Source organism: Enterococcus songbeiensis (assembly GCF_005405265.1).
Classification (GTDB): domain Bacteria; phylum Bacillota; class Bacilli; order Lactobacillales; family Enterococcaceae; genus Enterococcus_C; species Enterococcus_C songbeiensis.
In genome coordinates, this window is sequence record NZ_BJDS01000031.1 from 1 (window position 1) to 13,919 (window position 13,919).

The 13,919-nt window shown below is 40.8% G+C and carries 10 protein-coding genes and 12 tRNA genes; 3 read left to right on the top strand and 19 right to left on the bottom strand.

The window, feature by feature from the left end; genetic code table 11:
- Positions 1-135 precede the first annotated feature (135 nt).
- The 5 genes from rpoD to tuf form a co-directional block, all read right to left on the bottom strand.
- Positions 136-1,242, bottom strand: coding sequence for an RNA polymerase sigma factor RpoD (rpoD, locus tag FFM66_RS10980; RefSeq protein ID WP_048603146.1), 1,107 nt, complete (start codon positions 1,240-1,242; stop codon positions 136-138).
- A 16-nt stretch (positions 1,243-1,258) separates the two neighbouring features.
- Entirely contained in the window at positions 1,259-3,118 is a 1,860-nt protein-coding gene (gene dnaG, locus FFM66_RS10985; RefSeq protein ID WP_048603147.1) for a DNA primase, read from the bottom strand.
- Between the two features lie 223 nt (positions 3,119-3,341).
- Complete coding sequence (locus tag FFM66_RS10990) at positions 3,342-4,178, bottom strand: DUF368 domain-containing protein (protein ID WP_048603148.1); 837 nt, start codon at positions 4,176-4,178, stop codon at positions 3,342-3,344.
- Between the two features lie 127 nt (positions 4,179-4,305).
- Complete coding sequence (locus FFM66_RS10995; RefSeq protein ID WP_048603149.1) at positions 4,306-4,932, bottom strand: lysozyme family protein; 627 nt, start codon at positions 4,930-4,932, stop codon at positions 4,306-4,308.
- A 195-nt stretch (positions 4,933-5,127) separates the two neighbouring features.
- On the bottom strand, positions 5,128-6,315 hold the full coding sequence (gene tuf / locus FFM66_RS11000; protein ID WP_048603150.1) for an elongation factor Tu: 1,188 nt from the start codon (positions 6,313-6,315) through the stop codon (positions 5,128-5,130).
- Positions 6,316-6,558: 243 nt separating this feature from the next.
- Between tuf and FFM66_RS11005 the strand changes: the two genes are divergently transcribed.
- Complete coding sequence (locus FFM66_RS11005) at positions 6,559-6,915, top strand: YxeA family protein (protein ID WP_137605935.1); 357 nt, start codon at positions 6,559-6,561, stop codon at positions 6,913-6,915.
- Positions 6,916-6,960: 45 nt separating this feature from the next.
- Here the strand turns inward: FFM66_RS11005 and FFM66_RS11010 are convergent, their stop codons facing one another.
- Entirely contained in the window at positions 6,961-7,965 is a 1,005-nt protein-coding gene (locus tag FFM66_RS11010; RefSeq protein ID WP_137605936.1) for a nucleoid-associated protein, read from the bottom strand.
- 190 nt (positions 7,966-8,155) lie between these two features.
- Between FFM66_RS11010 and FFM66_RS11015 the strand changes: the two genes are divergently transcribed.
- The gene (locus FFM66_RS11015) at positions 8,156-8,797 is read left to right on the top strand and encodes a hypothetical protein (RefSeq protein WP_048603153.1); all 642 of its coding nucleotides are present in this window, start codon (positions 8,156-8,158) and stop codon (positions 8,795-8,797) included.
- Positions 8,798-8,914: 117 nt separating this feature from the next.
- Here FFM66_RS11015 and FFM66_RS11020 read toward each other — a convergent pair whose 3' ends face one another.
- Positions 8,915-11,311 carry a hydroxymethylglutaryl-CoA reductase, degradative gene (locus FFM66_RS11020; RefSeq protein ID WP_137605937.1) on the bottom strand — a complete coding sequence of 799 codons (2,397 nt, stop codon included), beginning with the start codon at positions 11,309-11,311 and terminating at the stop codon, positions 8,915-8,917.
- Between the two features lie 183 nt (positions 11,312-11,494).
- On the opposite strand from FFM66_RS11020, the gene FFM66_RS11025 reads away from it, so the two are divergent.
- Positions 11,495-12,646: a hydroxymethylglutaryl-CoA synthase gene (locus tag FFM66_RS11025; RefSeq protein WP_137605938.1), complete on the top strand. Its 1,152-nt coding sequence runs from the start codon at positions 11,495-11,497 to the stop codon at positions 12,644-12,646.
- 143 nt (positions 12,647-12,789) lie between these two features.
- Here the strand turns inward: FFM66_RS11025 and FFM66_RS11030 are convergent.
- The 12 genes from FFM66_RS11030 to FFM66_RS11085 form a co-directional block, all read right to left on the bottom strand.
- A tRNA-Leu gene (locus tag FFM66_RS11030) sits at positions 12,790-12,874 on the bottom strand.
- A gap of 30 nt (positions 12,875-12,904) precedes the next feature.
- Positions 12,905-12,975 (bottom strand) — tRNA-Cys (locus FFM66_RS11035).
- A 36-nt stretch (positions 12,976-13,011) separates the two neighbouring features.
- Positions 13,012-13,083 (bottom strand) — tRNA-Gln (locus tag FFM66_RS11040).
- Between the two features lie 6 nt (positions 13,084-13,089).
- Positions 13,090-13,162, bottom strand: a tRNA-His gene (locus FFM66_RS11045).
- A 31-nt stretch (positions 13,163-13,193) separates the two neighbouring features.
- Positions 13,194-13,267 (bottom strand) — tRNA-Trp (locus FFM66_RS11050).
- A 2-nt stretch (positions 13,268-13,269) separates the two neighbouring features.
- Positions 13,270-13,350 (bottom strand) — tRNA-Tyr (locus tag FFM66_RS11055).
- A 1-nt stretch (position 13,351) separates the two neighbouring features.
- Positions 13,352-13,427: transfer RNA gene (locus FFM66_RS11060), tRNA-Phe, on the bottom strand.
- 30 nt (positions 13,428-13,457) lie between these two features.
- Positions 13,458-13,533, bottom strand: a tRNA-Asp gene (locus FFM66_RS11065).
- A 10-nt stretch (positions 13,534-13,543) separates the two neighbouring features.
- Positions 13,544-13,616 (bottom strand) — tRNA-Val (locus FFM66_RS11070).
- A 13-nt stretch (positions 13,617-13,629) separates the two neighbouring features.
- Positions 13,630-13,701: transfer RNA gene (locus FFM66_RS11075), tRNA-Glu, on the bottom strand.
- Between the two features lie 7 nt (positions 13,702-13,708).
- A tRNA-Ser gene (locus FFM66_RS11080) sits at positions 13,709-13,797 on the bottom strand.
- Positions 13,798-13,843: 46 nt separating this feature from the next.
- Positions 13,844-13,917 (bottom strand) — tRNA-Asn (locus FFM66_RS11085).
- Positions 13,918-13,919 lie beyond the last annotated feature (2 nt).

The following is a 13,919-nucleotide window of genomic DNA, read 5'->3' on the forward strand; positions in this document are numbered from 1 at the left end:
AACAAAAAAAGAGAACACCGGAATGCTCTCTTTTCCAGATTTAATTCAAAACAACACTATTTGACAAAGAGCCAAAAAAACTTTCAAAAGCCTTAAAAGACCTTTAAAAGTTTTTCTAACGTTTTTATTTCATTCTTATTCTAAGAAATCTTTCAGTTGTTTTGAACGTGAAGGATGGCGCAGTTTCCGTAGGGCTTTTGCTTCAATTTGACGAATCCGTTCTCTCGTCACACCAAAGACTTTTCCGACTTCTTCCAATGTACGTGTACGACCGTCATCTAAACCAAAACGTAGACGTAAAACATTTTCCTCACGATCGGTCAGTGTATCCAAAACATCTTCCAATTGTTCCTTCAGCAACTCATACGCTGCATGTTCTGCTGGGCTGGTTGCCTCTTGGTCTTCAATGAAATCACCTAAATGGGAATCATCTTCTTCACCGATTGGCGTTTCCAAAGAAACTGGTTCTTGAGCGATTTTCAAGATTTCCCGAACTTTTTCTGTTGGCAGATCCATTTCTGCACCGATTTCTTCCGGTGTTGGTTCCCGTCCTAAATCTTGTAATAGTTGCCGTTGAATACGGATCAATTTGTTGATGGTTTCCACCATGTGAACCGGAATTCGGATTGTCCGTGCTTGGTCCGCGATTGCTCTTGTAATCGCTTGACGAATCCACCACGTCGCATAGGTAGAAAATTTGAATCCTTTGCGATAGTCAAATTTTTCAACAGCCTTCATCAAGCCCATGTTTCCTTCTTGGATCAAATCCAAAAATTGCATGCCCCGACCTACATACCGTTTGGCAATACTTACTACTAAACGTAAATTGGCTTCAGCTAAGCGTTGTTTTGCTTCTTGGTCGCCTTCTTCGATCTTTAATGCCAATGCGACTTCTTCTTCCGCTGTCAGCAACGGTACCCGACCAATTTCTTTTAGGTACATCCGAACAGGGTCATTGATTTTAACACCAGTTGGCGCTGAAAGGTCTTCTTGTTTTGCCGCTTCGGCCTTTTTTTCGTTACTTTTTAGACTGTGGACGGAGGGTTCGCCATTTTCATCCACGACGCTTATGCCGGCATCCTCGATTTTTTGGATCAATTTATCCATTGCATCAGCATCTAGAGAAAAAGGTGTTGCGAGGGTATTTGACAATTCGTCATACACGACCTGCCCTTTTGTTTTGTTTGTCCGTATAAATTCTGAGACTGCTTTATCATACTCGGTGTTTGCTTGTTTTGCCATAAAAAGAAGGCCCCCTTCAATGTAATTCGGCTTGCTTCATCTTTTTTGTTAAATTTATTATTTCAACTGCCAATTCCAACTCTAACTGCTGATTTCCTTTTTGACTAGCTTCTTGCTGCTGGATTCTTTTTTTTGTGATTTCATCAGCAATTTCCGCCTTTTTGAAAATCTGCAATAAGTAGTTGATCTCATGGTCCGAGCTTTCTTCCGGAACATTGAGATAAGCAATTTCAATCACGATATTTTTGATTTCTTGATCTTTTAAAAAATCAAGAAATTCAGGTAGTAAAAAATTCCCGGTGCTCTCTACGTAGGTATCATATAAAAAATAGATTTCCTGATACCTTTCATGAACAAACTGCAACTGTTGCTGTTTCAGTTTCTGATTGAGAAAGGGATCATTAAATAAACGATAAAGCAAGAGACGTTCTGCTTTTTCCAGTTGGGTGAACTGCTTTGCCTTCACTCCAATAATCGGTGGCGACTTTGTTCCACGGAAAGCTGGATTGCGCTCCTTGGTTGGTTGCCGCTGTTCATTGTTCTGTATGCGTTGGTCCTGCCTGAATTGACGAAATTGCTGTTGCAATGTTTCACGACTGATATGAAACTCTGTGGATAACTGAGTCAGGTAACGATCTTGTTCAATCAGCGAATCAACCTTGGTTAGTTCCTTTAATAATTCTTGTACATAATCAAGCTGTTCTTTTTCATTTTGTAGATTATGATGCAGCCGATGATACATCATCTTAAAAGAAAAGACTGTATCCCGCCCGTGATAGGCTAACTCTTGAAACGCATCAACACCATATTTTTGAACATATTCATCTGGATCCAACCGTTCTGGCAAACTGACGATTGTCAATCGTAGTCGACTATGTTCCTGCATCAGTCCAATCGCACGATTCGTTGCTTCAACGCCAGCAGTATCTCCGTCATAACAGATAACAAGCTCTTTAGCGACACGTTCGATTGCCGTGATTTGTTGATTGGTAAGACTCGTGCCCATACTTGCGATACCGTTTTGAATTCCTGCCTGCCACGCCGCCAGCACATCCATAAATCCCTCAAATAAAAAAACCGTACTTTCTTTGCGGATCGTACTTCGCGCTTTATCAAAGTTGAACAAAACATCCCGTTTATTAAACAGCTCGGTTTCTGGACTGTTTAAATACTTTGGCTGTTCCTTTCCGGAAAGACCCTCTGTTGGTAAAAACCGACCAGAAAACCCGATTGTTTTCCCTTGTGGATTACGGATAGGAAACATGATGCGCTGATAAAAACGATCAGCAAACGTCCCATCTTCTCGTTCTACAAACAGACCGGAAGCAGAATAAAGTGTCTCAGGAACCTTTTCATTTTGAAAAATCTGGCCTAAAAAGTGGCGTTCATTCGGCGCAAACCCAATTTGAAAGGTCTCAATCAGTTCTTGCGTCAGCCCTCTTTCCAGCAAATAATCCAATGCCCCTTGACCAGCCGCTGTATGAATCAACATATGATGAAAAACCTCTACAGCTTTTTCATGCAGCTCAATCAATTGTCTGGATTGCGTATTTTCAGAAGCTTCCACTTCCTGATACTGCTGAGCCATTGGAATACTTTCTAAATCCGCAACCTTGACGACTGCCTCGGGAAACGAGAGTCCCTCTATTTCCTGAATAAAACTAAAAACATTTCCGCCTTTCCCACAGCCAAAACAATGAAAAATCTGTTTATCCTCGGCTACTGAAAAGGAAGGTGTTTTTTCTTCGTGAAATGGACACAACCCGGAATAGTTTTTCCCTGATTTTTTTAATTGGACATATTGTCCAACCACTTCAACGATATTTGTCTTCGACCGAATTTCCTCAATCACGGTTGAAGGAATTCTTTTTACCATTTCACTCACCTCCTGCGAGAAATGCTAAGACGAGTTTTTGATAATGAATGTCGGTAAAAAATCGCACTAACCGAAATCAGCGCGATTTAGAAATTGACACAATTATACATGTTTCATTCTATCATAATTCCGCTGTTTTTCAAGCTTTTTATCCTAAGAAACTTTTCAAATCACTAAAGTCGAAAGAGAGGAAAAAATGTTTTTCCCCTCTCAAGACTAATTTCTATTTGTATTCATTCTCTAGTTTACTCATCCATGCACCTAATGCCGCACCTGCTGCACATAAAATTACGCAAGCGACATAACTGCCAGCAGTAAAACCTGAATAATCTGTGGGAATAATCATGATTGTCGAAGCAAAAACTACACCTAAAATAAAGTGGAATAATTGTGGATAAGCTTTGCTGAAAATATAATCCATAACCTTCGAAAGACCTAGAACCGTAATGATTCCGCCAATTCCGATAGGCAAAATCACACCAAAATTCAATTCTTTGATTCCGTCAGACATCGCTTTGTACATGCCCATATAAACCAGAAAGTTAGAAGGACTAAGACCTGGCACGATCATTCCTAAACCAATCAGTCCGCCGGCAATCATCCAGGTTACAAAATTTTGATCCACATGAGAGAAAAGGCCTGAACCTTTCCATAAGAACAAGAAGCCCAAAACGAAACTAACCGCCAAAATAATCAATTCCCGAGTGGAACGTCCTTTCTTACCAGCCTCTTTCCATAACGCAGGCACGGTTCCGATAATACAGCCAACGAAAAACCATAAAATAATCGTTTCATAAGCTCCCAACAAAAAGCTGACAGCGAAGGAGAGTAAAAAGACTCCAGTAACTCCTCCTAACCCTACAGGAATAAAAAACAATACATTTTCTTTAAAATTACGGGTAATATGAGCTAAAAATGAAATGATCCGTTCATAAATCCCAAAAATCGCCGCTAAGGCTCCGCCGCTGACTCCTGGTAAAATAAAGCCTGAACCAATGAACATTCCCTTTACAAACCGTAACAGCCATTCCTTAGTTGTTGTCTGGTGCTTCTCTTCCATTCAGTTGTACTCCCTTACTCAAATTTCTTTTCGTTTTTTTGCTGCGTCATCTTTTTTGTAATTACCAACTATTTTGCAGAAAACGCGAATTCTTCCTTAGTGTAGCATATTCCCTTTTTCAGTCAAATCAAAAAAGGAAATTTGTCCCTTGAATTTTTAACTGGTTCAGCTTAACTGTCTCCGCATAAAATAAATTGCCACCATTATGGTATAAATACCCGCCGTTATAAAACAGAGAATGAATTCCCCAATAACGGTATTTTGTTTTTTCTTGATTCCCCAGTAACGGAGAAAGGACATCCCTAGAATACGCCTCTGCTAATTCTAAGCTGTTTTTTCCTCCTCGTTCTGCCACGTAATCAATATAATCTAAGCCAAAATTATAGGCTTGAACCGCCGTCCACAAATCACACTTTTGATCCTCTGCTTTTTGAAGGGCTTCAGCCAAAAATTTCACTCCATGCTCAATGCTTTCCTCCGTGCTTGAGATTTTCCCCATTTCCCCATAGACACTTTCTGAACTTTGCATAATATCGATTACTTTTCCCTTACTTTCAGTAAAGATAATGGCAGCAATCAAATTTTGATACTCAGAAATGTCATATTTCTGACTGGCAGTACTGATTTCCTGATCGTAGGTATGCACCTGTTTTAAAATCAAATAATTACGAACACCTAATAGAATCAGTGCTGTAAATAAAAGGATTGTTATTCCTAAGAGTAATCGTTTTATCCATCGAAATTTTTTCTTCATCGGTTATTTATTCCCGTCCAGACTTTTTAGGCTTTTTCCATAGTACCATTTTCCGAATAAAAGGAGCTACTATTCTTGCCCCTCCTTTCGTTAAAATTAATAAAAATAAAAGATTTCATCCAAATTTTGATTCGACAAAAGCAAAAAACAACCAAACTCGTTATGTACCGAGTCTGGTTGTTCCTTTTCAATTAATTATGCTTCGATTTCAGTTACGATACCAGAACCAACTGTTCGTCCACCTTCACGAATTGAGAAGGTCGTTCCTTTTTCAACCGCGATTGGATGGATCAATTCAACATCGATCGTTACGTTATCGCCAGGCATGACCATTTCTACCCCTTCAGGTAAAACGATATTTCCAGTTACGTCCGTCGTACGGAAATAAAATTGTGGACGATAATTATTGAAGAATGGTGTATGACGTCCGCCTTCTTCTTTCGTCAGTACATACACTTCTCCTTTAAATTTTGTGTGTGGAGTGATAGAACCGGGTTTTGCTAAAACTTGTCCCCGTTCGATTTCGTCACGGGTGATTCCCCGTAACAAGACACCGACGTTATCTCCGGCTTGCCCATAATCCAATGTTTTACGGAACATTTCCAAACCAGTAACTACAGCTTTTTGTGTTTCAGGTTTGATACCGACGATTTCTATTTCATCCCCTACCTTGACTTCACCACGATCAATACGTCCAGAAGCAACGGTACCGCGTCCAGTGATTGAAAAGACATCTTCAACTGGCAACAAGAATGGTTTGTCATTGTCACGTTCAGGGGTTGGAATGTATTCATCCACTGTATCCATTAATTCCATGATAGCAGCTTCCGCTTCAGGATCCCCTTCCAAGGCTTTTAATGCAGATCCTTTGATCACAGGAATATCATCCCCTGGGAAATTATATTCCGTTAATAATTCACGGACTTCCATTTCCACTAAATCGATCAATTCATCGTCATCCACCAAATCTGTCTTGTTCAAAAAGACGATCAAGTGTTTTACACCAACTTGTCGTGAAAGCAAAATATGTTCACGGGTTTGCGGCATTGGACCATCTGTTGCAGAAACAACGAGGATTGCTCCATCCATTTGAGCCGCACCGGTAATCATGTTTTTTACATAGTCCGCGTGGCCTGGTGCATCAATATGCGCATAGTGGCGCTTTTCAGTTTCATATTCCACGTGGGCGGTGTTGATGGTAATTCCCCGTTCACGTTCTTCAGGTGCAGCATCAATACTTGCGTAGTCCTGTGGATTTGCAAGCCCTTTTTTTCCTAAAACGGTTGTAATCGCAGCAGTCAACGTTGTTTTACCATGGTCGACGTGGCCAATGGTCCCAATATTAACGTGTGGTTTACTTCTATCGTAATGTTCTTTTGCCATATCAAAAACCTCCTATTATTGGTTCCAAGTTTCCTTGGCTTCACTTTTATTATAGACTTTTCCTCACAATTGTAAAAAATTTTCACCTGTGAAAATCTACTTATCTTTTGTAAGTTTGAATCTATGTTTATTATAGGTCAAACTTAGTCAAAGTCAAGAAAGTCGTCTTCCTCCTTTTCACATTTAAATCTTTTGGTAGACGTTTTTCCTTTTTTATAGAATAATTGGTTTGAGGTGAAAAATTTGAAAAAAATAATTCCTTTTTTAGTCGTACTAGCTATTTTTACAGCGGGCTGTTTTTACGCCTATAATTATTTCTATGGTGGAACCAGCTACTATACACAAATTACGACCAATGGCGAGAAAACGACAGAAAAAGCAACGGACGGCCGTCAATACACAGTCTATATCTATGAAAATCAGTCTGCTTACAATGAACAAGGAGAAAAAACGACAGTAACTCTCCATGAATCTCGAGAAAAGCCCCTGCGTTTGAAAGCTTACCTAAAATTAATAGTCAATCCCCGTAAAGGTGTATTGCGTTGGGAAGAAGTCACCAAAAATGAGCTGCCGGAAAAAGTCCAAAACAAACTAGACTAAAGAAATCACAGCAATCTCTTTCAAGGAAAGGACTGCTGTGATTTTTTATAATTTATTGATTACGTCTTCGACATTCTTAATGGTAACAGAAATCGTCCCGTCCGGATTGTTGATAAATTCGATCAAATCTCGGTTGCGGTACACATCCAATGGTACGATTAATTCGATGCCATTGGACAATTTTAATTTTTGCTTCCCATATTTTTTCTCGGTAATTTCCTTCACATCTTTTAATAATGGCGACTGATCAATGACTCCTTTTTCCAAAACTTCTTCTTGGAAGGCCATTTGTGCAGTAATATTATCTTTGAATACCCGCTGTGCCACTTCTTGAACGGCTACCTGACCCGTTTCTTCAATGGATGAAAAAACTGCCTCTTTCACGTCCGCTGCAATATCATGCTTTGGCGTCTCAAATTTCTCACCGATTTTTTCGGCGACTCGTTTGATGACCTTCACATTTTCTTCCAGTGATGGTAACGGCTGTGTTTCGATTACCTCTGTTGAAAAATAATTTTTCTTCTCACCGGAAAAGGTATATTTTTTTTCAACTAATTCATAACTTAGATCCCCCAAATTCACCGCAATTCCTTCATCGGCTTTTTGGGTCTTATTTGCTAAAATTGCCCGGTTAATAATCAACTTGTTTGCAATTCCTGTTTCTTCTGCCTCTACGTAATGGGTGTAGGCCTGACCATAATTCACTTTGAGAAACGCAAGATAAGGTTGGGCATCCTGTTCATATAAAACAATAAAAACATCAGCACTTGGCGCATCTTCGCTTTCATGGTATTTTTCAAACCAACGTTGAAGCAGTTTTTCGCTGCCGGTAACAAACTGTTCTTTCGTTTCCATCGCTAGTTGGGCAAAGCTAGACGCAGCCACCAACTGACCGGTTTTTGTCTGGGCTGTTGATAATTTTTGAATTTTTTTTGTTAAATATTCCCTAATATATTCTGTCGTTAGATCAAGCTCAACTTGGGAAAGGACCGGCGTTCCAGCTTCACGATCCACGACATGTAAAATCGCTTTTTTTAAATAAATGTCCATGTTCACTTCTCCTTCTTTCTAAGGGTAGTAGAAAATGTACCAAGAAACAAGTAAAAATTTTAACCAAATCTGCCATTTAATTGAAATATCTGGGAAAGAGAGGCCGATTTCAGCTTTTTTTCAATTTTTCCTTTTCATTTTTCAACTTTTTTCTTATAATACAAAAGGTACTAGACTAAAGGAGAAGACGATGAAGAAAAAACAAAAACAAAAATTATTAAAACAATTCCGCCCTTCGTTTGAGCAAGTGCGTCTGCAGCTTTTTGAAAATTTAGAAAAACTTGCCCTGCAAAATCATCAGCTAGCGATCCGTGTGTATATCGATCCTAAGAAATTGCAAGAGATGACGATCGAATTACTGGGAGAAACCCATAAGGAACAAATTTTATCTGTACCTATGGATGAAAATTTCGTTACCGTCCTGAAACGGATTCAAAAACAAGAAGCAGGTCTAATGGAACGTTTTTCTTTGAATTTGGCTAATGAGATTGCCGGCTATTGGGCACCTGCTCGTCAAACCCAACCAGTGGCAGAAAAAGCTGTACAAGTAGCTGAACCCAAGGAACAAGCCCCTGAAGAAGCCAAAAATGGATTGGATTTTCAAGCATTTCGTGAACAAATCGAAGCTTTCCCTAAATTCTTTGTAGAAACTGAAGCCTCTCAGCTTTTAATCAAAGAAAAGGGGAAAGAAGACCGTTTACTTGCTACGATTTCTACCACCGAAGAAAATGACTTTACAATTGAAAAAGCGCTAGAACGAAAATATAAGCTAAAAACAGAGGTCATTCCAGTTATCGAAGAATTTGCCAAAACTCCCCTCAATCAACGATAATTAACAATCAAAAAAACGAAGGCTATCTCCAAAAAAGTCGTAATTACGACAGGACCAAGCGGCCCAATGGAGTTTAGCCTTCGTTTTTTTATTTATTCCTCTGAGATAATTTTACCCTTATTTTCGTAACTGGGTCAGTAATTTAACAGCAGTTTCCTGATTCATGATTGGTTCCTGCTGTAGCTGATCCGATAAACGTACAATTTCATTTCCAATTGCGCCAACGGATAACGCTAAGGAACGTGCCTGCAACGACATATGTCCTTGTTGGATACCTTCCGTTACGAGAGCTCGTAACGCGGCAAGATTCTGCGCCAAGCCAACAGCAGCAATCACCTGTGCAAGTTCCTCGGCACTTTGGACATCTAAAAGGGCTAAAGCTGCCTGTGCTTTTGGTAAAACCCTCGTTGCTCCTCCTACCGTCGCAATAGCTAATGGCAGTTCGATTGTTCCCAGCAAAAAATCTCCTTCTACCTGCCAATGACTCAATCCTTGATAAGAACCATTCCGAGCAGCATATGCATGACAACCGGCAGCAACAGCGCGCGTGTCATTTCCAGTAGCTAAGACCACCCCATTGATTCCATTCATGATTCCCTTGTTATGAGTCACCGCCCGATAAGGATCAAGGGCAGCATACTGACTTGCTGCTGCAATCTTTTCAGCAACAGCCTTACCATTTTTTTTGGCTAACCGATCCACAGGTATCCGACAAGAGACATTGACTAAAGATTCTGTTGCATAATTACTTAAAATACTAAACAAAATATCTTCTTCTGGAAACCAGTCGCGAAAAGTTGTCGCTACTCCTTCAAGAATCGTATTTACAATATTGGCCCCCATAGCATCCTTCACATCAATCAAAAGATCAACGGAAACAAAGGTTCCTACTTGTCGCGTAGTCAACGAATGTAATCCTCCGCCTCTTTTGATGATTGAAGGATAACTTGCTGCCGCTTTTTCCTTGATTTCTGCTTGGCGTGCTTCAATTTCTGTTCTCACTTCTTCGGGATTTTCAACCTCTTGAAAAACAATCTGTCCCCGCATCAGTCGCTGCTGGATTTCTCCTTGAAAATCACCGCACAGCTTTCCGCCATTACTACAAGCCGCAATGACCGATGGCTCTTCTGTCGCCATTGGTACAACATATTTTTTTTCATTGACGGATAGATTCAAGGCTACTCCTAATGGGATTGAAAAGTCACCGATTTGATTTTCAATCAGATGATTTGCAATTGCAGTATCCAAGCCCGCTTTTTCAAATTCTAGCTTAGTTTCCGGCGAGACCTTCTTTTCTCGGACTAATTTTGCCAATCGCTCTTCCGGTGAAAGCTCGTAAAATTTTCCTTTGCTTTCGTTCGACCGCTCCAAAAGAACTGCTAACCCCAATCCTCCACCAATACACAAGGAAGCTACACCATACTGTTTCTGATGATCAATCAGCTGATAGCTTAAGGTAGTTAAAATACGTGCACCGGTTGCACCGATTGCATGTCCTAATGAGATACCGCCACCATAGATATTAACTTTTGCCGGATCCAAGCCTAATTGTTGTTCCACCACACTAGAAGAGGAAGCAAAAGCTTCATTGATTTCAAACAAATCGATGTCACTGATGGATAACTGATTTCTTTCCAAAAGCTTATTAATAGCTTTGATGGGAGAAATTCCCATGATTGACGGATCAATCCCCACTTCTACTGCGTCTTTGATAACTGCCAAATAAGGGAGATCGTTAGCATCCGCATAGCTTTTTGATGCCAATAAAAGTGCCGATGCCCCATCATTTAGTGTGGAAGCATTTCCTGCTGTCACTGTGCCGTTTTCTTTGAAAACCGTGCGTAACTCGGCTAATTTCTCAACGGTGGTTGAAGGGCGAATTCCTTCATCTTCATTGACAATTCCAGTTCCCACTGTCAGGGGCACGATTTCTTTTGTGAATCGTCCGGTTTTTTTCGCCGCCGCAGCTTTCATCTGAGAATGATAGGCAAAAAGATCCTGAGTCTCTCTGGAAACCTGATAGTTTTCCGCAACATTTTCCGCTGTGATTCCCATATGATTCCCACTGAAAGAATCAATCAGCCCATCCTGCAACATGCTTGAGATTGCTTCCCCATACGTTCCATCTGTTTGATAAGGCAGTAGTTTAGGTGCTTGAGACATGCTCTCAGTCCCACCAGCCAAAACGATCTCCGCTTCGCCCAGTTGAATCAACTGTCGTGCCAAGATAACTGCCTTCATTCCAGAACCACAAACCTCATTAATCGTTGAAGCCGGAACTTCAACTGAAATGCCACTATTTACCGCAATCTGTCGCGCGGGATTTTGACCATTTCCAGCTTGAATGACATTGCCGAAAATTACCTGCTGAATCGCAGATTTTATTTTATTATTTCTTTTAAGCAGTGCTTTGGTAACCTGCGTGCCAAGTTCAACTGCACTGACTTCACTTAATGCACCTTTGTATTTTCCAATTGGTGTGCGTAACGCATCAATAATGACAACTTCTTTCAAAAGTGACACCTCCAAATTGCAATATATCATTAAACAGGAAAAAAACAAATAACATTTTCCTTCTCACCTAAGCTAAAACTAGAAATTTTAACAAACTTTAAATTCTCGCTTTTTTTATCCCCAAAATCAAAGAATTATGATACCTTTATATCAGACTGAAAAATGAGTTGAAGGAGTCTGAGTATGACAGTAGGTATTGATAAAATTAGTTTCTTTGTTCCACCTTATTATATAGATATGACAGATCTTGCTAACGCCCGAAACGTCGACCCAAACAAATTTCATATTGGGATTGGTCAAGATCAAATGGCAATCAATCCAATCAGCCAAGATATCGTTACCTTTGCTGCCAATGCTGCAGCAGCAATTCTGACGGAAGAAGACAAGCAAGACATCGACATGGTTGTTGTCGGAACAGAATCAAGCATTGACGAATCAAAAGCATCAGCGGTGGTTTTACACCGTCTAATGGGCATTCAACCCTTTGCCCGCTCCTTTGAGATTAAAGAAGCTTGTTATGGTGCAACAGCTGGGCTACAACTGGCAAAAAACCACGTTCTGTTGCATCCAGATAAAAAAGTTCTGGTTGTGGCAGCTGATATCGCCAAGTACGGATTGGCCTCTGGGGGGGAACCCACTCAAGGAGCCGGAGCAGTCGCAATGTTAGTGACCAGCGACCCGAATATTTTAATCCTTAAAGATGACAGCGTAAGTTTAACTCAAGATATCTATGACTTTTGGCGGCCAACCGGTTATGAATACCCAATCGTTGACGGTCCTTTATCAAACGAAACTTATATCAATGCCTTTGGAACTGTTTGGCAAGAACATAAGAAACGAACTAATCTTGATTTTACCGATTATGCAGCACTAACCTTCCATATTCCTTATACAAAGATGGGAAAAAAAGCTCTATTAGCACAAATTACTGATCTCAAAGAAGAAGAACAAGCCCGCCTATTGTCTCGCTACGAGGAAAGCATTCAATATAGCCGACGAATCGGCAACCTCTATACTGGATCTTTGTATCTAGGATTGATTTCTCTGCTAGAAAATAGTTCCGCTTTGCAGTCTGGCGATCAAATTGGTCTATTCAGCTATGGTTCTGGAGCCGTTGCCGAGTTTTTCACAGGAGAATTAGCAGCAAACTTCAAAAAACCTTTATTAACAAAAAAACATCAGCAACTACTAAATAACCGTAAACAATTATCAATCAAGGAATATGAAATACTTTTTTCAGAGAAAATCAACTTAGATACTCTCTCTGATTATAATGACCCAACCCCATATAGTATCGTGAGAATTAAAGACAACATTCGAACATATCTCGACTAAAAAGGACATTGATTGTCCTTTTTTTCGTTGAAAAACCTAGTTCATAGGTGACACCATCAGTCCGATTTGACGAAGAGCCGAAAAAGCTCTTTTTGTCAAAAAAAAGATGTATCAATCTTCTAAGAAGACTGATACATCAATGATACCGGCGGCCGGGGTCGAACCGGCACGCCCTCAACGGGCACTGGATTTTGAGTCCAGCGCGTCTGCCAATTCCGCCACGCCGGCATAACAATATAATAGTAATAATTAGTACTAAGGCGGTAACCGGATTTGAACCGGTGATGAAGGTTTTGCAGACCTCTGCCTTACCACTTGGCTATACCGCCATTATACTATTTTTTTCTACATCTGTAAATGTAGAACTGGGGTAGCTGGATTCGAACCAACGCATGAGGGAGTCAAAGTCCCTTGCCTTACCGCTTGGCTATACCCCAATAAAGGGCGAATGATGGGAATCGAACCCACGAATGCCGGAGCCACAATCCGGTGCGTTAACCACTTCGCCACAATCGCCATGACACTAACTAACAGTAACAAAAAATAATGGCAGGGGCAGCAGGAATTGAACCCACACTAACGGTTTTGGAGACCGCTGTTCTACCTTTAAACTATGCCCCTAATGGAGGAGAGTGGATTCGAACCACTGAACCCGAAGGAACGGATTTACAGTCCGTCGCGTTTAGCCACTTCGCTACTCCTCCATGGTGGCGCGGGACAGAATCGAACTGCCGACACATGGAGCTTCAATCCATTGCTCTACCAACTGAGCTACCGAGCCACAAAAAATGAAGATAATTAAATTTATAAATGGCGGTTCCGACGGGAATCGAACCCGCGATCTCCTGCGTGACAGGCAGGCATGTTAACCCCTACACCACGGAACCACTCATATTATGGAGGTTAACGGGATCGAACCGCTGACCCTCTGCTTGTAAGGCAGATGCTCTCCCAGCTGAGCTAAACCTCCATATTTTAATTAATGATCCGTACGGGACTCGAACCCGTGTTACCGCCGTGAAAGGGCGGTGTCTTAACCACTTGACCAACGGACCAACAAAACGGAGAGTAAGGGATTCGAACCCTTGAGACAGTGTTTACCATCTACATGATTTCCAATCATGCTCCTTCGGCCTCTCGGACAACTCTCCCGAGTGAAAGAAGCTCATTACTCTACAATTTTAAAAAAATTGAGAACTCCGGCAGTAGGACTCGAACCTACGACATCATGATTAACAGTCATGCGCTACTACCAACTGAGCTATGCCGGAAT

Coding starts and splice junctions, on each gene's coding strand:
- FFM66_RS11010 (WP_137605936.1), bottom strand. CDS start 7,965: ATGGACATTTATTTAAAAAAAGCGATTTTACATGTCGTGGATCGTGAA.
- tuf (WP_048603150.1), bottom strand. CDS start 6,315: ATGGCAAAAGAACATTACGATAGAAGTAAACCACACGTTAATATTGGG.
- rpoD (WP_048603146.1), bottom strand. CDS start 1,242: ATGGCAAAACAAGCAAACACCGAGTATGATAAAGCAGTCTCAGAATTT.
- FFM66_RS10995 (WP_048603149.1), bottom strand. CDS start 4,932: ATGAAGAAAAAATTTCGATGGATAAAACGATTACTCTTAGGAATAACA.
- FFM66_RS11015 (WP_048603153.1), top strand. CDS start 8,156: ATGAAGAAAAAACAAAAACAAAAATTATTAAAACAATTCCGCCCTTCG.
- FFM66_RS11025 (WP_137605938.1), top strand. CDS start 11,495: ATGACAGTAGGTATTGATAAAATTAGTTTCTTTGTTCCACCTTATTAT.
- FFM66_RS10990 (WP_048603148.1), bottom strand. CDS start 4,178: ATGGAAGAGAAGCACCAGACAACAACTAAGGAATGGCTGTTACGGTTT.
- dnaG (WP_048603147.1), bottom strand. CDS start 3,118: ATGGTAAAAAGAATTCCTTCAACCGTGATTGAGGAAATTCGGTCGAAG.